The sequence below is a fragment of the Tsukamurella pulmonis genome (assembly GCF_900103175.1).
In the GTDB taxonomy this organism is placed as follows: Bacteria; Actinomycetota; Actinomycetes; order Mycobacteriales; family Mycobacteriaceae; genus Tsukamurella; species Tsukamurella pulmonis.
In genome coordinates this window covers 73,404-90,314 of record NZ_FNLF01000002.1, presented here as the reverse complement: position 1 = coordinate 90,314, position 16,911 = coordinate 73,404, and the positions used below count along the sequence as shown (strand labels likewise).

Here is a 16,911-nt window from a genome sequence, read left to right as displayed (position 1 = left end):
CGCCAAACGCGTTCAGCGAGAGGTGCAGGGGCCTCGGTGGTTTGACGCCAAGTGCGATGCCAGTGGTGCTGTTTAGCTTTCGCTCCATGCTCTGCTCCTTGGTGGCTCTAGATCGAGGCTGGTACGACGTGTGGACCAAGAACTGCGACTACCACGAGCACGACGGAAGCCACAACTGCGTGCCAGGCGGCCATGTCGACGATCCCCATCGAGCGGAGGATCCACACCGCCGGCACGCCCACGATGACCAACGCGACGCGGAAGATCGTCTCGGTCCAGACCTGCCACCGAGGCCGATCATCGCGCAGGGTGGCCGGTGTCTCGTCGAGTCGACCAGCTTCCGTCATGGTGACTCTCTCCTCGTGGGCTCGGTGTAGCGCGCTCTGGTCGTCGCGGCGGCGTGTGCGGCGGCTGCAAAGATGGGATCCATGTTCTGCCAGGGCGTCTGGGAGCGCGCTACCCCGTCGTCGATGGCGGCCGTTGCTGCAAGGAATTCGGCCTGGTCGATCAGTTCAGCGCGCCGGCGAGGGTTCCGCTCTTGTTCGAGTTCTCCGTCGATGCGCAGTCGCGCGATCGCCGTCTCGACGCCGCGCGCGCTCGCGTTGAGACGGAAGATGCTGTCGACGATGTTGAACTCGAGGTCGTCCTCGGGCTCTTCCGCCGCCGAGGCGATCGCGGGGTGCGCTCGGGGAGTGGAGACGCTCTTGACGTTTTCCCACTCGACCCATGCGTAGACGGCGAACCAGACCAGCAGATCCGCAATGAGCACGACGGCGCTCACGTTCGTCCCGTACGTGGGAGCGACCCAGAGGACGGTCAGTGGAATCACGCCGAGCACCACCACGACTGCGAGACCAACGGCGAGCCACTTGGCGCGGTTCATACGGTCTTCCTTTCGATCAGCGGATAGGGCCGTCAGGGAGCAGTAGCCCGACGTCGAACATCTCCGCCTGCTCGTAGAACGCAGGAATCGTCTCGGCAGGCACGCGGGAGATCGCCGGCTCCAGCTCGTAAGTCCACGAGCGCCCTTCGTGGTCGACGACGACGTACTCGATCCCGTCGTACTGGAGACGATTGCCAGGCGGGGACCACCTGGAGAAACTCGCGACCGGTGGCAGAGGGCCGGGCGCTGGTGCGTCCGGGAACTCCGTGAATTCGCCGTGCTCGCAGCGGAACAGCCCGCGCTCGCGATCGATGACGTCTACGTGCATCAGGTGCCTCTTCTCATTCTTGAACGGGTTCGATTTCCAGACGTCTACTGGACTGCCAGGTTCGGCAGGATGCTGGTGTCCTCGTCAGGGCGCCCATCCATCGCGGGGACCGGCCGCTCGGGGTCACCGCCCCACAGCCAAGGACACGCGTTGTAGTGCCTGGTGCCACAGACGTGACAGGTACGGCATTCTGACTCCACCATCCGCCTCCTTCGATATCAAGACGATTTGCTGCTGCTCATTCTCAGACGCAGGTAGGGTCGACAAGCGCCATCATTCATCGTCACCACCGCCGGCGACCGGTACTCCGATACGACGTCCGCGCAATCTGTCTACCAGCGTGAACGCGCCCAGCGCGCTCAGTATCAGCGTGGCAGCGCCGAGGGCTACGAGCACGTACTCCACCGTGCCGCCCGGCGGGGTCATATAGCACCCGGTGGGGTCCGAGGGCGGAGGACACGCACCCTCCCAGTTCCACATGCCCCACGTCATGAACGCCACACCGACGGCGAGAGCCACCGCGGCACGCCGCATCATCACCGCGAAAACGCGGCGATCATGATTCTTGGGCTGCATAGCTTTTCGGTCTTCACTCTGTTTCAGCATGATGGTTTTACCCTACAGTTTCGGCGGGTTATAGTCAACAGCTATTCGTGTGTTCACCGGGAGAGATGAAGGGCCGGTCGATCGGGCCATGCGCTTGTCCTTAGATCAGGGAAGTGAGCCACTACACACACTTCTGACCACAGTATGACCGATCGTTGCCCTGGGTGAGGACCTGGTCACGCGGCATCTGGGTTCACCAGCCCTTTCCGGACGGGCAATCCAGACAGTGAATGTGGACCGCGAGGTTACAAACCGAGGTGGTTGACCGCGTTGCCTAGCAAAGGCGCCGTCTCGCGGCGGTACCTGTGCACCATCGCCTCGGTGCTGTGGCCGGTCTGGCGCATGACAGCGGCGGCGTCGGCGCCGTGGCGCATGGCCTGGGTCACGAACCCTGCACGAAGGGAGTGTCCGCCGAGCTGCTCGACGACTTCGGGGCTGTAGCCAGCCCGGGTCGCGCGGCGCTGGATGATCGAGTGCACCGACGCCCCCGACAAGGCGGTCGCAGATAGGAGCCCGTTTCGCGCGATCGCCCGGAAGAAGGGCCGGCGCCCGGCGACCCAGCGTCCCGCTGCCGCGTCGAGGTCGGTGCACGCGTGTCCGAGCACGGGTGGATCGGAGAGCGCACCCGGCCGGCTGAGCAGCCGGATGATGCCGGGGCGGCCGTAGCGATCGCCGACCGCCACGACCTCGGCCCACCGCACTGCTGCGCAGGCAGTGCAGCGTGCGGGATCCTCGGCACGCGGGACGGCGCGTAACAATCCCTGGCCTTCCTGGTCGCTCTTGGAGCGCCGGATCTGGATGTGCAGACCGTCGATCTCGTGCAGCGCCACGTCTGCGCCGCAGAGGGCGCCGAGTTCGGAGCGACGGCTGGCGCTCGCGTAGCCGATCAGGAGCAGTGCGCTGTCGCGGCGCTCATGCACTGCGTCGGCCCAGCCGAGAACATCCTCGCGGGCTGCGGCGACCAGGGCAACGATGTCGTCGGTCAGCAGCGGGGCGCGTGGCCGGCGGCGCCGCTCCCCGGCGTCGGCGTACTGCCGGCGGATCCCGGCAAGGGTGGCGCGCACCAGCTCGTGCGCTGTCGGCGGCTCGGCGACCCCGGCCCGACGGTGCCGATCGGCGATCGCGCTGAGCCATCTGCCGAGCGTCGACGGCGCGTACGCCTTCCCGCCCTCTTCGGTGAGCGTGCGGGCCGCCGACACCAGGTACGCCGCCACGGTGGCGGGATGAGCCGGGAGCGCCGCGTACCCGTGTTCTTGGCACCACTTCTCGAACCGAGCCCAGTCGCCGGCGTAGGCGCGTTGCGTGCTCGGCGACTGCGATCGCTCGACGGCCGCAGCGATGTCCGCCAGGACGTCCGCTGGTAGAGCTGGGACTTCCGGGGTCGCGGATTCCGCGATCGCGGCCGGTAGGTCACGTGACGCAACAAGGCGCGCCGGATCAGTCACCCCTCACCGCCTGGTACTTCGACCTCGGAACGGGTGAGCCCGGACGCCGGGCAGCGGAGGCGACCGCGCGGCGCCGGCAGCGGATGATCGACGATCACCGGCTCGGTCTCGCCGGGCCACACCGTCGTGGCCACGTCGGTCGCGCACCACGGGCACGCTGTCGCCGTGGCGGCCGCGGGCGCGTCACGAGCACTCACCTGCACCTTCATACCCGTAGACGCTATCAAATGCCTTGTGACCTGCATAGTGTCCAATTTGCTTGCGGTAGGAGCAATTATCGTTTCCTGTCGCACATGAACAGGATGGGACTGTGTGGTGCGCGGGTGATCGGGGCCGAACTTGTCGGATACCGCAGCTACGCTGCAGGGATGCCAGGGTTCCTGGTCATCGTCTCTGGGGCGACCCGCTCGAGGTGCTGTTCAGATAGGTTCAAATAACTAGGGCCGAGTTATCTGCGCCTATTTGCCGATCGGGGTAGCGTCGCACCTGTGACCGCGCCCCAGCCCAGTCCCTACACGCCCGGTACCGTCGCCGATCACGATTTCGGCCTCCCCGGGCGAGCCTCCCAGGGGGAGGCGATCAACGAACGCCTCTCGTACGTCAGCACCTTCCAGAAGTTCAACGGCCGCATCCGCGTTGATGTCGGCCCCCGCGGCGTCGGCAAGACCAGCCTCCTGCGAGCTGCACAGCACGCCGCAGAGCAACAGGGCTTCGCCACGGTCTTCGTCACCGCTGGCGATGACGTGCCGTTCCTCGAGGTCCTCAGCGCAGAGTTCACCGAGCTGAGCCACCGCTGGCAGGACACGGCACGCGCTCAAATAGCGGCTGCAGCAAAGAATCTCACCATCGCGGTAGGACCGCTCAGCCTCAAGACCGCTGGCCCGGTTGCCGTCGCGGCCGCCCGCCGTGGCGCGAGCCGAGCCCTGCAGACCCTCGTTCGCGCCGCCACCAAGGAGGCACAGAACGACGGCGCCGTCGGGCTCGCTATCTTCGTCGACGAGGTCCAGGCTGCGGACGCCGACGGCCTGAAGGCCCTCGCCTACGCCTGGCAGCACATGCAGTCCGAGGACGCAGACCTTCCGGCTACGACCTTCGCCGCTGGCCTGAGCCACAGCCCAGACGTGATCCGCTCCGCGGTCTCCTTCGCGGAGCGCTTCCAGTACAAGCACCTCCGCAACCTCGATGACGGCGCCGCGGCCGCGGCCCTCTCGGGCCCAGCGAATCGCCTCGGCGTCACCTGGACGCCCGAAGCGGCGACTCGTGCGCTCACCTTCGGCCGGAACTACCCGTACTTCATCCAGCTCATCGGTGATGAGACATGGAGAGCTGCCGGCAACCCAGCGGCCGGCACCGTCCTCACCACAGAGCACGTCCAGCGGGCCGAGGAGGAGTTCGCGAGCACCCAGCGGGACTTCTTTCGCGGACGGTGGAACGATGCGAGCGACGCGGAGATGAGGATGCTCAGCGCGATGGCACTTCTCGGCGAAACGGATATCCGCCGACGAGACATCGCGGCGGCACTCAACGTCCGCACCGAGTCGCTGAGCTTCGTGCGCAGCTCGCTGCTCGACAAGGGACTCATCGAGGACACCAGCTACGGGCGCCTGTCCTTCACGGCTCCCGGATTCGCCGAGTACATCCGCGTCGAGGTCCTCGGCCGCGACGCCGATCTCGTACCAGGCGAGGAACCCGACGAGGACAGCCCACTGGACCGGATCCTCGCCGCGACCCAATCCATCGGGCCGAGCCCGTCGAACAGCGGGCCGGCAATCGAGCCCACTCCCCCGCCGGCCGCGCGCGATCCGCAGGTCGATCCGCGCGGTACGAACGACAACGAGCGCGGGGACTAGGCCGGGCGCCCCGGAGGCAGAGGCGTTTCGTCCGGGGTGATCGGGCGCCCGTCGTTGTAGTCCCTCGAGACCTGTCTCAGCTGCGCGATCGTCGCCTCCCGGAAGAACTGGGCAAGGGTGTACCGCCTCCCTGTCTTGCGCTGCACGATGCGTACCGCTGCACGGGCCAGAGCAAGCAGGTCGGTGTCGATGTTCGTTGGCGACGTGGCCTTCTGGCTCATGTCAGGATGCGACGCGCTTGCGCTGCTTGAACAGGCCCTGCTTGATCTGGTGGTCCACGACCGCCTGGTAGTCCCGCACGATGGGCTTCGCGCGGTACCCGTAGTAAGGCAGCGGCGTGTAGTTCGTGTACGCCTCGTCGACGATCACGGTGTGCCGGACCGGCGGAGCGACCAGGTCTCCGAACGTGTATCGGAGACCCTCCATCTGCTGCTCGTACACGGCTCCCTTGGCCGGCACCAGGCACGGAACGATCGAGACCAAGTCGATGTCGGCCTTGTACATCTTCCGAAGCACGCGGATCTGATCGAGTAGATCCGGGATGCCCTCGGTCTCCTTACCGCTCGGCTTCACGCAGGTGATCAGCCCCCGGTCCTCGCCGTCCTGATCCGCGGCAAGGAGGCCAGCGGTCACCAACAGGTTCATGCTGCCCGGGCAGTCGATCAGCGTCACGTCGACCTTGTCCGCCGACGCCAGAGCATCCTGCAGGTTCATCACCATGCCGGGCTGGCTCGCGATCTCGACCGGGAGCTGATCGAGCGAGCTGCGGATCGCCGGCACCACGGTCAGATTCTCGATCACGTGGGCATCGTCGTAGACCGCCTCGCCGGTCTCCTCGACGATGTCCTGGACGATCCGCGCGGGGCGCTCCACATCGGAGACGGAGGCCTTCGCGCGCAGCACGTCAGCCACAGATCGCGGATCCGCCGAACCCGGCTCATGACCGGCGTGAGGATGGCCGAGCAGCGTCGAGGCGTTTGCCTGCGGATCGAGGTCCACCAGGCGTACGCGCTTCCCCATCGCAGCGAGCAGCGCCGCCTCGGTCACGGCTGTGGTGGTCTTACCTGAGCTTCCCCAGTTTCCTGCGTAGATGTACGTTCCCATTTCAAGTCCTTTGCTTCGTGAAGTGAAGTCTGATCAGAAGTTCGAGGGCCGATATGCACCGTGCATATCGACGCTGGCGTTATGCACCGTGCATAACGCGGCGCTCCCAGGCAGTCGGCTGGTAGGAACGGACGCGGGTGGCGAGCAGCTCTACGTACGTGGCCTGCGCAGGCCCCCAGTGCTCCCCTGCCGCCGCCGCGGCGACCTCGTAGCCCGCGAGTACGCGGCGCCATGCCACGGCGGCGTGGGCGCCGTATGAGCCGCCGCTGGCCTTGCCGTCACCTGTCGGTGGCCATACGTCGGCCTGAGCCTGCACTCGTGACGAGGAGGTGTCGATGCCGTGCGCGATCGCCGCGGCGAGGATCTCGACGAGGTCGTTCTTCCCTGGCACCTGCTGCACCGCCGCCGCGCACGCAGCCATGCGGCCTTCGGCGGCCTCGGCACGTTCGTCGGCCTCCCGATCGCCAGGGGCCTGAGCGGGAGCGCTGTCGGAGCGCGACGGATTCGTCGCCGCATCTGCGACCTTCTCGCCGGCCTTCGTCTCCTTCTTCGGCTTGCGCGGCGGCGTGGGATCGCTCTCCGTCGTTACGCCCTCGGACGCGGGCACGTCCTGCACCGTCGCAGGAGGCGCTTCGGCGTCCACGTCGTCCGCGGCGAACTCAACGGTGGTCGCAGTCCCCCACAGCAGCAGGGAACCGGTCACCGGGTCGATCGTGCCGACGACCGAGGCAGGGTCGGCGCTGTCCGAGTCGACCTCACGGACTGGACCGCCGAGCTCCACCGCAGCGTCCGCGACGACCTTGATGCCCAGCTGCGCGGCACGGCGGCGTGATGTCCGCTCGTCGCGGACCCGTTCTGCCGCTCGCGAAGCGGACTCGTTCCCGTCGAGGATGCGGACCAGGGCGAGCGCCTGATCCTGGCGACGCTCCTCGGAGTTCTGTTCGCCGGTCCGGCCGGCCTTCTGCCAGGCCCGCACTGGCCCGTACGGCAGGGTGCCGGCCAAGGCGGCCGCGGCGGTCGCCGACAACTGGCCGGACTCGACCGCGGCGACGGCTTCCTCGCCCAGCAGCAGCAGTGCCAATCGGCGAGAGACGGTGGTTTGGTTGAATCCCAGCCGATCGGCGATCTTCTCCTGCGTCAGCCCCACTTCTTCGGAGTACCGGGCGAACATCCGTGCTTCTGCCATGGGATCGAGATCCTCGCGGCCGATGTTCTCGAGCGCCATCAGGTCGAGGTCGCCGTTGTTCTTCATCACCTCGTCGTCGACGGCGGCCGGCATCGACGTGAGCCCGGCGGCACGAGCTGCTGCCGCGCGCCGATGGCCGTAGATGACGACGTAGGTTCCCTCGGGAAGCGTGTCGGCCAGATTCGGCCGAGCCGCGAGAAAGGCGTGACGGGTCACCACCAGAGCGGGAAGACGAACGCCCTGTGCCTGGACACTCTGCAGGAGTACGGGCCACTTCTCCCCTGCGTTCTCCTCGGATCGCTTCGGATCGTTGAACGGGTGTGGGATCAGGTCCTTCGGATCAACCTGCCGCACGCGGTGGCCAGCGACTGCCTGCGCGGCAGCAAGGCCTCCGACGACGCCGCCAGGAGCGCCGACGTCCGAAGTGTCGTCGGGATCGGAGTTGCCGCCTGCGAGGTGGCGATATCCACCAAGGCGGGAGACGGTCTTCTTCTTGGTGCTCATCAGAGCCTCCTAAATACCGGTATTACCTATATTGTTTCAAGGGGCCGACCGGAGGTCAAGACCTTCACGGTTCGGGATATGCACGGTGCATAAGGGCGCAGTGGCGGGATGCAGTTCGGGTGAGCGACGCGATTCGCGCTCGGCTGCCGATAGTGATGACGGTACCGCTCCCCCGCTGAGGACTCGGCCCGACACGCCCCCGCGGGAGCAAGATGGGGCGCTCTCGGCGACCGGATTCGTTATGCACCGTGCATAACGCCGAGCCTCGGAGTCCCGGTTATGCACGGTGCATAACGGCTCGGCCTACGCCAGCGCGGCCAAGGGCGTCGTGTGAAGCGGGGTGCCCGAGGGCCGGCTGATCAGCTGCGCGAGGTATTCGAGCTGTCCCTGCAGGTTGGCGTCGAGGCCTTCGAGGTCGACCGCGGGGGTGCTCGCTGTAGCAGGCGCGTCCTCGCTCGATCGGACCTGCGCGATCGCCGTGATCTGATCACGCAGGTCCTCGGCGGCGTGTGCTGAGGAGGTGAGCTGCACAGCAACATCGCGGTTGGCGAGGAGCGCTTCGATCTGGACCAGCCCCAGGTGGTAGCTGCGAAGGGCCGCGACGCGCTCGATGACTGCCGCCTCTGCGACCTCGTAGTCCTCCTGGCGCTCCGCGACCGCGGCCTGGAGCATCACGGTCGCCTCCGATGCATCCCGGACGTCGACCTCCCCTCCCCCCATCTGCGCCAGGTGGTAGAGGTCCGCGCACTGCGACAGCACGTGGAACCGCTCGACCGCCAGGTCGATGCGCACCCTCTGCTGATCCAGTTCGGCAGCCTTCCAAGCGGAGCTGCCGGCGATGTCTGCGATCACGTCGATCACCGTCGCGGCCAGCGCCTGCGGCACTCCGGTCAGTGAGGCCGCGGCCACGTCCCACCTGCTCTGCGTGCTCGCCTCGGGAGCAGCCTTCTGGCGGGACCACCAGCGCTTGCGTGGCTGCGTGGGAAACCCGGTACGCCGATCAGGAAGCGCGCTCACCATGATCCGAACGTAAGTCGCAGGTACGGCGCGCTTCGCGTACGTCGTCACCCGATCACGGACCCAGCGCTCGGTCTCGGCCGGAGTCGCGAGCGCCGCGACGCCTCTGTGCTCATCTGATGTCTTGCTCATTTGCCGTTTCCTCTCCTTGCGCGACTTCTCCTCCTAGCCGAGGGCCGCCGCGTGATTCCAGTCTAGGATTCGCCCCGCGCGGCGCGACCTTCCTTGACGAGGTCACTCGCGCGCTGCTTGGAGACCTCGAGCACCGCGGCGACGTCCTCGATCCCCTCCTTCGGTGCATCCTCGGGGCCGCGCAGGTCGACCGCCAACCCTCGTCGAAGTGCAGCGAGCCGCTTCTTGGATGCGTTGATGTTCGCGGCCTCGTTCTCCGACTCGTCCAGCACGTCCTGAATGTCCGCTGGCCAATGCCAGACCAGCTCGACACCGGGATCAACCAGCGCGGCGGCGAGCCGCCGCAGGTCCCGAAGACGGCCGCGCACGGAAGGCCCAGTGCCGATCGTCACTGCCCACACGCTCGGTTCGTCAGTCCGCGTGACCCACGCGTCGGCATCGGTCTGATCGCTCACGGAGAGCCCTCCCATCGTCGTCTTGCTCGCACATCGTATGTGTCGAGCCGACGGAGGCCGACTTCCGCGCAACCCGGCGCCGTTATGCACGGTGCATATCGCCCGCGCCCGCGGCGCGTTGTGCTCCGCGCCCATCTACCGCGCTACCGTCCGGCTCGGGTCCGCGGGATCCGGCAGCGGCCAGAGCGGCGGCGCATCGGCGAAGATCCCCGGGAACTCCGCTCCGCTCTGCCGGGCAAGGAGAACGTCACGCAGAGTACGGACCACCAGCGTCGTCGCACCGTCGACTCCAGGAATCGGGACGGCCCGCACGACGCGGTCCGGGGCGAGCACGCGAATCCATGTGCCCCAGGTCGGGTTGGTCACCACGTCGACGTGATCGAACCCGTTGCCGTACATCCACAGGTGGATGATGCTGCCGTCCTCACGCACGAACCAGTCGGTTTCGAGCGCGGCCACCTCGTCGAGCACGTCCATCGGTGTCCAGTGGAAGCGGAAGTTGACGTTGGCCTCGTCGCGGATCCACGCGAGCATGTCTGCGCGCGCAGTGGAGAGCCAGTCTGCCGGGAACGCAACCCGGCTCCATTCGTAGGGATATGAGCTGTCGGACATGCGGTTTCCTTTCCGTGCAGCCCGATCCGGTGGCTGCTGACGACGAAGGTAGCCGTCTGAATTCATATTTGTCAAGTGTACCCTTGACAAGCCGAGTGAGCGGGGCAATACTGGGCCTATCCGCAGTGCGCAACGCCTCGGATTACCCATCAGAGAAGGGAATTCATCGTGTCCACCAAGTACAAGTTCGGAGCCGCACGGTTCTCCAACTACTACGCCGCACCGACACCGAGCGCTGTCGCGGACCTCGAACTGGCCGACTACGAAGCCGTCGGTATCGAGGGTGAGGTTGTGCTCCTGCTCTCAAACGAGGACGGCGAAGGCCTGATCCTCAGCGGGACCTCCGACGAGGTGGTCGACTACCTGACCCTGGCGCTCAACCATGCGATCGCCCGACGCGCTCTCACGCCGCCGGCGCCGCAGCTCGACGAGATCCCCGCAGACCTCGCCGAAGCCCGCGACACCGCGCTCCTCGCCCGCGCCGCGCACCGGAAGGAGGTGGCGTAGCCATGACCGTTCACCCGTTGATGCGTACCGACGCGAGGGCTGCATTCCTCTCCGACCTCTGGGATCTGGCCGTGCGCAGCATCGGCTCCTGGGCGCTCGAAGTCGAGAGCACCCCGGCACCGTCGATGACCATCGTCACCTGGGCCGAGGGAGACGAGGTGGAGTACAAGGTCGACCAGCCGCTGATTGCCCGCGCGCTGAACTGGATCGCGACCGGGTCGTTCGCGGCCCTCCATCCCTCCGACCGCCACGCGCTGCTCACCGCCCGCAGGCTCGACAGCGTCGACGACCTGAACCGGCGACAGGTGAGCACCCTCATCCAGCTCGGGCTGTGGAGGGAGGTTCGGTATCCCGACGCCAACTAGACGGTCACGTGACGAAACACCCCGAGACTATCCGTATACAGCGAATTCAAGAAGGGAACGACCACCACCATGACCACCATCGAAGCCCCCATCAACGACACGACCCGGGACGTCTTCCACGCCGCGATCGCGCTCGATGAGATGTTCGTCGACCGCCGGTATCAACGCGACCTCGACGAGCGTCGAGCACGCAAGATCGGCGCCGACTGGGACCGCCGCCTCGTCGGCATCATCGACGTCTCCGACCGCGGAGAAGGGGAGGACCCGCGCTACGCCGTCGTCAACGGGCAGCATCGCTACGCGGCCGCTTCGCACTCAGGCAAGGCCTCACATCTGGTCGCCGTCGTACACACCGGCCTGACCCTCGAGGAGGAGGCCGCCCTGTTCCGCGACCTCGACGCGACCACTAAGAAGCTGTCGGTCTGGGATCGCTGGAAGGCCCGTCGCGCGGCCGGCGATCACACCGTCGTCGGCATCGACCGCATCGCCGAAGGCTTCGGCTTCCGGGTGATGCAGGGCGGCAACCCCGCCTACCTGACGTGCTTGTCGACGCTGGAACGGACCTACCAGGACGATCCCCAGTTCCTCAGTCAGACACTCGAACTCATCACCGACGTCTGGCCCGACGATGCCGCAGCAACGAAGGCCGGCATCGTCCGCGGCCTCTTCGAGATCGTCCGCACCGAGCGCTGCGACTCCGGCCGTCTCGCCGACACGCTCAGCGACGTCACGCCCAGCCAGGTCCACGCTCGCGCCGTCGACTCCACCAAGACCTACGGCGGGCAGCAGTGGCAGGCAGTCGTCCGCGTGATCGTCCACCTGTACAACAAATCCGGCCGCTCCAAGGTGCACGTCGCCGAGGTCCTCGAATAAGGGAACGACACGCGATATGCACCGTGCATATTCACCGCCGCCAACGCCGGGCACGACATCATCAGGCGATGGTGGACCAGCGGGAATCTGGTCCACCACCACCCTCTGATCTAACCAAACCCGCGGCGACGGAAGAAGAACGAGGGCCGTCCGTCAGAGCATGTAGTGTGCTCCGACGGACGGCCCTCGCGGTCGCCGTGTGACGACGTTTAGATGCCCTGCCCGGCGTACTCGGCCCCGTCGGACATGACTCGCTGGACGTACACCGCGGTCTGGTCCCTGTCGGTGGAGTCCTCGGCGCGGACCTTGGTCACCAGCTCGACGGTGCGGTTCACCCCGGCCCAGAACGCGGCGACGTAGACCGCCGGCCGCTGTACCTGCGCCGCCTCGGCCTTCCCGCCGAGACGCTCGTCGACCTGCTGCGCCACGTCGCACAGGTACCGGCTCAGCGCGATCGTGCCGTCGACGGGTGAAGTCGCGGACTCACCCGCTCGCAGGTACTTCTCCTGCTCGACCTTGCCGAGCTGTCCCGGCCCGACGCGGTCGGTCACGCTCCTAGCGTTGGCATCCCAGGCCGATTCGTTGTTGACGATGCTCGCGACGAGCGCCGAGTCGATCTGCGAGCACGTGGTGCCCGCGGTCTTCACCGCGGCCGCGTACTCGGCCGGCACCGGCTTGACCGGCTCAGCCTGCGCGGGCCCGGCCCCGAGGCCGACCAAGCCCGCCGCGACGACGGTCACCACGAGCGCTGTACGCCATGGATTGCGTTGGGGGAGTGCGTAGTGCATCACGTCTTCTGTTCCTTCGTGTCGATCGGCTACTGCGCGGGGCTCTGCGCCGGCGGGTAGGTGATGGTGGCCTTCTCGAACTGCTGAGACCATCCCGTCGCCGTTCGCTGCTCCTCCGCGACGGGCCAGCCGTACTTGCTCGGGCCGCCGTTGCGGAGGAACTCCTCGCGGATCTTGCCCCAGACGATCTGCGCACCCGTCGACGGCGACCACATGATCGAGCCGCCCTGGAAGTCGTTCCACGCTCCAGTGACTCGGTGCCCGAGCGCGATCGGAATCTTCACGCCGGGGAAGGTGAAGGTCTCGGTGATCCGGAGCTCGTCGCTGATCGGATAGCCCAGCGCGCCGACCTCCCAGTTCTTCTGCCCCCACCGTGCCCGGATCGCACCTCCGACCTGGAAGGCGTTGTTCAGGGGCGCCAAGCCGGGGCTCCAGTAGATCGACGAGTCGAGCTTGTACGCCTGGAAGCGGCCGCCGCGGCGGTCGGGCAGTTCCTCGGTGACGGGATCGCCCAAGCCTGCAGGCCCACTCAGCGAGAAGTAGGTGGTCTCGATCTGGCCCTGGACCTTCTTGCCTGCGACGATCTGATCCGCGGAGGCCACCGGGCCGGCGGCCGAGCCGATGACCGCGACCGCCGTGACGGCGATGGCACTGCGCCACCGCCAGCCCCGTCCCCGGGTCACCGGCCCAACCCGAAGATGCCACCCACGGTCTGCCCGATCCCGTTGCCGTTCACGTTCGTCAGGCCCGTTCCCGCACCGGGCGCCGGGGCGAGCGGAACACCAGCGACAGCGGTGGAGGCCGGCGCCAGGGGAGTGGCGTTGGGCGCACCGGCCAGTCGGCTGACGGACGAGCCGAGCGCCGACTGGCCGCCGAAGTTCGTGCCCTGGCCGTACATGGTGTGGGCGGGCAGACCTGCGAACGATCCGAGCGAGTCCGCGAGCTTCTGCGGCAGCCCGTTGCTACCGGCCCAGGGCCACTTGAAGTTCAGGAAGTCCTGGGTCATCTGCCGCTGGGCGAAGCCCGAGCTGCCGCCGAGGCCGGAGGCCACGTCCTGTGCGCGGAAGCTGCAGTACGGGTCGCCGATGTTGCAGGCGCTGTAGGTGCGGTTGGCCAGCTCGCCGTAGTCGCGGCCGTTGCCGAGTGCGCCAGCACCGGGCGCGTTCGGGCCACCCATGTTCAGGTCGGTCGAACCGCGGCCCGGGTCGCCGAACAGCTCGCACGAGCGGATCTGCCGGGCAGCGACGCCGGGGACCTTGCCGTTGCCGATGCCGCTGCACAGCGAACCCGCCACCTCGGCGCCCTGGCTGTAGCCGGCGAGGACGATGGGGGTGTTCGGGCAGTTGCGGGCCGCGGTCTGGACCTGCGTCATCATGTTCTGCACGCCGATCGCGCGGGACTGCTGGAGCGGCATGGAACCCGCGAACGGCCCGACCTGAGCCGGGTACGGCGTCATCGTCACCTGCGCCCCGGGCACCTTCTGCTGGAGCTGCTGCCCCCAGCCGCCGAGCATGCCACGAGCCTCGTTCGGGCGAGCGTTGACGCTCGTCTCCGTGGTGCCGGGCGCCGCGATCACCTGCATGGTGCCGCAGCCGCCCGTGTTCTTGAAGGTGGCCGGCGCGGGCGCGGGGGCCGGGCCGGGAGCTGCTTGCGCCGGAGCACCGCCGAAGCCCATCAACGCGAACGCGAAGAGGAACGCTGCGACGACGGCACCAGTACGCCGTGAGTTCGAAACCATGGGTCCTACATCCTTTCGTGAGTTAGCGCGGTGCACTGGTCGCTCCGCCGCCGTTGGCCGCGCCGCCGACGCCGCCCTGTCCGAGCCCGGGAAGGGTCGGAATCTGAAGCCCGTTGGTCAGGCTGCTGAGGATCGAGCCGCTGCCGTTCGCGGCGCCGAGGTTGATGCTCTCGCCGAAGCCCGGCAGACCAGGCAGCTGGAGCCCGTTGGCCCCCATGAGAGGCAGGGACGCCGCGATGCTCTTCGGATCCTGCGCATCCAGGCCCCAGAGAGCCCCGTCAGGGCGCTTCTTGGGATCCGCCGGGGTGACGGCCCCGGGGACCTGCCGTAGCTGGTTCAGATCGGCCGCGGAGAGCATCTGGGTCTGGTCCATGGTGAAGGACTTGCCGTTGATCGCGCACTGCGGCTGCTGCATCAGCACGGGCCCCTGCGCCGAGGCCTGCTGCCCAACGCCCGGCGCGACCGTCTGCGCCGGGTACTGCTGCTGGCCGCCGGCCTGCGGCGCCTGCGTCGTGGTCGGAGTTGCGGTCAGCCAGTCCAGGCCACCGGTCACGCCCTGCGGCGCCTGCGTGGTCGTGGGCGCGGAGGGGGTCTGCGTCAGCCACGGCAGGTTCACGTTGCCGCTCGAATTCTGCTGGCCGCCGCCGAGCCACGGGAAGTCGCCGCGGTTCTGCGCCTGCGTGATCTTCGTGTCCTGGGTCTGGTAGCCGGTGTTGAACGCGGTGCTCAGTCCACTCGCGCCGCCGTTGGCGCCCATGAGGCACCCGAGGTTCGCCGTCGTCTGCAGGTCCCGCAGCGGCTGCGAGATGCCACTGTTGCCGCCGAGCTTGCCGCCGTCCACAAGCTCGGATCCTTCGCCGGGCAGGCTGGTGATGCCGCCCGTGATGATCTTCGTCTGCATGTTGGTCAGCGCCTTGGGGTCGACCAGCGTCTCCCCGCCGAACTCGAGGGTGTCGGAGCCGGTGAACGCGTAGACCGCCGCCATGAACAGCTGGAGGCCGATCTCGACGGCGCCGACTGCAGCCTTCGGGGTCGCGGAGACGTCGCCGGCCGCCGCCTTGCGCACGGCGTCGCCGAAGACAGCGATCGACTTGCCGATCCAGATCTCCGACAGCTTCAGGATGAAGCGCGAGAGGGTCTTCATCATGCCCAGGAACTCCTTGTTCTCGCGGAGTACCTTCGGCAGCTTCGAGACCACCTTCTTGCCAATCACGCTGTCCGGGTTGAGGATCGCCGAGAACTCCGCGAGCTGCGGGAACGCCGGATTGTGCTCCCAGATGTTGATGAGCTTGCCCGCGATGACCGCCGCATCGCCGGCCGCCGCGATGCACACCGGAGCAGCCGAAATCGCAGCCGGCGCCGCGGCCGCCGCGGCCGCCCCGCTGGTCCCGCCGGCCATGGCGCCCGCGGCCGCAGCCTGGGCGATCGCCACACCGCAGCCGACGCCGTTGGTGATCACCGATGCGACGTCGGGGCCCTCGATGCCGGCGAGCAGCGTCGGCAGCGACAGGAACGCCATCGCGACCTTCTGCGCGACATCGCGCCGCACCTTCGTCTCGACCAGGGAGTCGACGATCGCGCACGGCAGACCGCTCTGCAGACTCGTCTTCGCGCCGTAGAGGCCCTCACCCTGCAGGGTGTCGTCGAAGGCGCGGAACTCCGGGAACGCGTTCTTAGTGGGGAACTTGCTCTCGTCGATCCCGATCATCTTCGCGGCCTGGCTGATGAGCGGATTCGGACTCAGCCGCTCCGAACCCTTGAACAGTTCGGTGCGCGACTGCCGCTCCGTCGGCAACGCACCGGCCTGGATCCGCGCGTCCGGATCCGGCGTGTACTGGGCGCAGGCGTCCGGACCGGAGTCGCGGCCGGTCGTCGCGGCAGCCGCGCCGGGCGTCGTCGGCGTCGTGGGGTCCGCGAGCGCCATCGGCGCGCCGAGCAGGCTCACCCCGAGAGCTGCCGTGAGCCCGAGAGTGGCGACCCGCTTCGACTGCGCGCGGTTGAGGCCGGCACGGCGCCGGGTCGATCGGTTGGGGGAGTGGTCGGCGGGCCCGCGACTGCGAGCCCGCGCACGATTGGGAATGATCATGAGCGCTTGTCCTATTCACACGTCGACCACGAGCAGTCCTGCGCGCCGTGTCGAGATGTTCAGGACGAGGACCGCTCGCCATGGGAGATTCGGCGCCACTACACGCCGCCCGGTGTCCTTCCACCAGGACTCCCACACCTGCAGTGTGCCACACCTGTTCAGCAATCAAAACGATCAAATCCGCTGGTAGCGTGGGTGTTTGACACACACCGCGATGGGTGATTGACACCCACGTGGCCTGAGCGCCGCGCCCCGTTGGGAGGCGATTTCAGAAAGTCGCAAGTCAGGGGCTGTGCCGATCTCCTGAAAGACGTACAATTCGATCAGGTAGCACGGGTGGCTAGACCCGAACTGCCAGAGAAGAAACGGCAAACGACTCACCGAACGGATCTCAGCCTCGCGTTGACACAGCTCCGTCGTCGGTGGGTCGAC

The 16,911-nt window shown here is 67.5% G+C and carries 20 protein-coding genes; 4 read left to right on the top strand and 16 right to left on the bottom strand.

Going from position 1 to position 16,911, the window contains the following annotated elements:
- Positions 1-107 precede the first annotated feature (107 nt).
- The 6 genes from BLQ62_RS00715 to BLQ62_RS00690 all read right to left on the bottom strand — a co-directional run bounded on the left by BLQ62_RS00715 (position 108) and on the right by BLQ62_RS00690 (position 3,471).
- Positions 108-347: a hypothetical protein gene (locus tag BLQ62_RS00715; RefSeq protein WP_068563744.1), complete on the bottom strand. Its 240-nt coding sequence runs from the start codon at positions 345-347 to the stop codon at positions 108-110.
- Positions 344-883, bottom strand: coding sequence for a hypothetical protein (locus BLQ62_RS00710; protein ID WP_068563742.1), 540 nt, complete (start codon positions 881-883; stop codon positions 344-346). Before BLQ62_RS00710 ends, BLQ62_RS00715 begins: the two co-directional genes overlap by 4 nt.
- A gap of 16 nt (positions 884-899) precedes the next feature.
- On the bottom strand, positions 900-1,211 hold the full coding sequence (locus tag BLQ62_RS00705; RefSeq protein ID WP_068563740.1) for a hypothetical protein: 312 nt from the start codon (positions 1,209-1,211) through the stop codon (positions 900-902).
- A 273-nt stretch (positions 1,212-1,484) separates the two neighbouring features.
- A complete protein-coding gene (locus tag BLQ62_RS00700; RefSeq protein WP_139184120.1) occupies positions 1,485-1,817 on the bottom strand; it encodes a hypothetical protein in 333 nt (110 codons plus the stop codon).
- Between the two features lie 245 nt (positions 1,818-2,062).
- Positions 2,063-3,262, bottom strand: coding sequence for a tyrosine-type recombinase/integrase (locus BLQ62_RS00695; RefSeq protein WP_068563736.1), 1,200 nt, complete (start codon positions 3,260-3,262; stop codon positions 2,063-2,065).
- Positions 3,259-3,471 carry a hypothetical protein gene (locus BLQ62_RS00690; protein ID WP_068563734.1) on the bottom strand — a complete coding sequence of 71 codons (213 nt, stop codon included), beginning with the start codon at positions 3,469-3,471 and terminating at the stop codon, positions 3,259-3,261. Before BLQ62_RS00690 ends, BLQ62_RS00695 begins: the two co-directional genes overlap by 4 nt.
- Positions 3,472-3,750: 279 nt before the next feature.
- Between BLQ62_RS00690 and BLQ62_RS00685 the strand changes: the two genes are divergently transcribed.
- Entirely contained in the window at positions 3,751-5,112 is a 1,362-nt protein-coding gene (locus BLQ62_RS00685; protein ID WP_068563732.1) for an ATP-binding protein, read from the top strand.
- On the opposite strand, the gene BLQ62_RS00680 is transcribed toward BLQ62_RS00685, so the two are convergent.
- From BLQ62_RS00680 to BLQ62_RS00655, 6 genes are all read right to left on the bottom strand, one after another.
- A complete protein-coding gene (locus tag BLQ62_RS00680) occupies positions 5,109-5,333 on the bottom strand; it encodes a hypothetical protein (protein ID WP_068563730.1) in 225 nt (74 codons plus the stop codon). The two genes, BLQ62_RS00685 and BLQ62_RS00680, sit on opposite strands and share 4 nt — an antisense overlap.
- 1 nt (position 5,334) lies before the next feature.
- Positions 5,335-6,216, bottom strand: a complete 882-nt coding sequence (locus BLQ62_RS00675) for a ParA family protein (protein WP_068563728.1) — start codon at positions 6,214-6,216, stop codon at positions 5,335-5,337.
- A 79-nt stretch (positions 6,217-6,295) separates the two neighbouring features.
- Complete coding sequence (locus BLQ62_RS00670; protein ID WP_082756147.1) at positions 6,296-7,906, bottom strand: ParB/RepB/Spo0J family partition protein; 1,611 nt, start codon at positions 7,904-7,906, stop codon at positions 6,296-6,298.
- Positions 7,907-8,209: 303 nt separating this feature from the next.
- The gene (locus BLQ62_RS00665) at positions 8,210-9,055 is read right to left on the bottom strand and encodes a hypothetical protein (RefSeq protein ID WP_068563721.1); all 846 of its coding nucleotides are present in this window, start codon (positions 9,053-9,055) and stop codon (positions 8,210-8,212) included.
- 62 nt (positions 9,056-9,117) lie between these two features.
- Positions 9,118-9,510: a hypothetical protein gene (locus tag BLQ62_RS00660; RefSeq protein WP_139184119.1), complete on the bottom strand. Its 393-nt coding sequence runs from the start codon at positions 9,508-9,510 to the stop codon at positions 9,118-9,120.
- A gap of 135 nt (positions 9,511-9,645) precedes the next feature.
- Positions 9,646-10,188: a hypothetical protein gene (locus BLQ62_RS00655; protein WP_139184118.1), complete on the bottom strand. Its 543-nt coding sequence runs from the start codon at positions 10,186-10,188 to the stop codon at positions 9,646-9,648.
- 102 nt (positions 10,189-10,290) lie between these two features.
- Between BLQ62_RS00655 and BLQ62_RS00650 the strand changes: the two genes are divergently transcribed.
- The 3 genes from BLQ62_RS00650 (at position 10,291) to BLQ62_RS00640 (ending at position 11,867) form a co-directional block, all read left to right on the top strand.
- Positions 10,291-10,629: a hypothetical protein gene (locus BLQ62_RS00650; protein WP_068563715.1), complete on the top strand. Its 339-nt coding sequence runs from the start codon at positions 10,291-10,293 to the stop codon at positions 10,627-10,629.
- 2 nt (positions 10,630-10,631) lie between these two features.
- On the top strand, positions 10,632-10,994 hold the full coding sequence (locus BLQ62_RS00645; RefSeq protein WP_068563714.1) for a hypothetical protein: 363 nt from the start codon (positions 10,632-10,634) through the stop codon (positions 10,992-10,994).
- Between the two features lie 69 nt (positions 10,995-11,063).
- Entirely contained in the window at positions 11,064-11,867 is an 804-nt protein-coding gene (locus tag BLQ62_RS00640; RefSeq protein WP_068563712.1) for a DUF6551 family protein, read from the top strand.
- 209 nt (positions 11,868-12,076) lie between these two features.
- Here BLQ62_RS00640 and BLQ62_RS00635 read toward each other — a convergent pair whose 3' ends face one another.
- Genes BLQ62_RS00635 through BLQ62_RS00620 form a run of 4 tightly spaced genes read right to left on the bottom strand, consistent with a single transcriptional unit; the run spans position 12,077 to position 16,479 of the window.
- Positions 12,077-12,658: a hypothetical protein gene (locus tag BLQ62_RS00635; RefSeq protein WP_139184117.1), complete on the bottom strand. Its 582-nt coding sequence runs from the start codon at positions 12,656-12,658 to the stop codon at positions 12,077-12,079.
- Positions 12,659-12,684: 26 nt separating this feature from the next.
- Positions 12,685-13,338 carry an LGFP repeat-containing protein gene (locus tag BLQ62_RS00630; protein WP_068563707.1) on the bottom strand — a complete coding sequence of 218 codons (654 nt, stop codon included), beginning with the start codon at positions 13,336-13,338 and terminating at the stop codon, positions 12,685-12,687.
- Entirely contained in the window at positions 13,335-14,393 is a 1,059-nt protein-coding gene (locus BLQ62_RS00625; protein ID WP_068563705.1) for a cutinase family protein, read from the bottom strand. Before BLQ62_RS00625 ends, BLQ62_RS00630 begins: the two co-directional genes overlap by 4 nt.
- 22 nt (positions 14,394-14,415) lie before the next feature.
- Positions 14,416-16,479 carry a hypothetical protein gene (locus BLQ62_RS00620; RefSeq protein WP_068563703.1) on the bottom strand — a complete coding sequence of 688 codons (2,064 nt, stop codon included), beginning with the start codon at positions 16,477-16,479 and terminating at the stop codon, positions 14,416-14,418.
- Between the last annotated feature and the right edge of the window lie 432 nt (positions 16,480-16,911).

What these genes read in the sequence shown, in the direction of transcription:
- BLQ62_RS00715 (WP_068563744.1), bottom strand. Translation starts at nt 347, where the DNA reads ATGACGGAAGCTGGTCGACTCGACGAGACACCGGCCACCCTGCGCGAT.
- BLQ62_RS00710 (WP_068563742.1), bottom strand. Translation starts at nt 883, where the DNA reads ATGAACCGCGCCAAGTGGCTCGCCGTTGGTCTCGCAGTCGTGGTGGTG.
- BLQ62_RS00705 (WP_068563740.1), bottom strand. Translation starts at nt 1,211, where the DNA reads ATGCACGTAGACGTCATCGATCGCGAGCGCGGGCTGTTCCGCTGCGAG.
- BLQ62_RS00700 (WP_139184120.1), bottom strand. Translation starts at nt 1,817, where the DNA reads ATGCTGAAACAGAGTGAAGACCGAAAAGCTATGCAGCCCAAGAATCAT.
- BLQ62_RS00690 (WP_068563734.1), bottom strand. Translation starts at nt 3,471, where the DNA reads ATGAAGGTGCAGGTGAGTGCTCGTGACGCGCCCGCGGCCGCCACGGCG.
- BLQ62_RS00680 (WP_068563730.1), bottom strand. Translation starts at nt 5,333, where the DNA reads ATGAGCCAGAAGGCCACGTCGCCAACGAACATCGACACCGACCTGCTT.
- BLQ62_RS00675 (WP_068563728.1), bottom strand. Translation starts at nt 6,216, where the DNA reads ATGGGAACGTACATCTACGCAGGAAACTGGGGAAGCTCAGGTAAGACC.
- BLQ62_RS00670 (WP_082756147.1), bottom strand. Translation starts at nt 7,906, where the DNA reads ATGAGCACCAAGAAGAAGACCGTCTCCCGCCTTGGTGGATATCGCCAC.
- BLQ62_RS00665 (WP_068563721.1), bottom strand. Translation starts at nt 9,055, where the DNA reads ATGAGCAAGACATCAGATGAGCACAGAGGCGTCGCGGCGCTCGCGACT.
- BLQ62_RS00655 (WP_139184118.1), bottom strand. Translation starts at nt 10,188, where the DNA reads ATGAATTCAGACGGCTACCTTCGTCGTCAGCAGCCACCGGATCGGGCT.
- BLQ62_RS00645 (WP_068563714.1), top strand. Translation starts at nt 10,632, where the DNA reads ATGACCGTTCACCCGTTGATGCGTACCGACGCGAGGGCTGCATTCCTC.
- BLQ62_RS00640 (WP_068563712.1), top strand. Translation starts at nt 11,064, where the DNA reads ATGACCACCATCGAAGCCCCCATCAACGACACGACCCGGGACGTCTTC.
- BLQ62_RS00625 (WP_068563705.1), bottom strand. Translation starts at nt 14,393, where the DNA reads ATGGTTTCGAACTCACGGCGTACTGGTGCCGTCGTCGCAGCGTTCCTC.
- BLQ62_RS00620 (WP_068563703.1), bottom strand. Translation starts at nt 16,479, where the DNA reads ATGATCATTCCCAATCGTGCGCGGGCTCGCAGTCGCGGGCCCGCCGAC.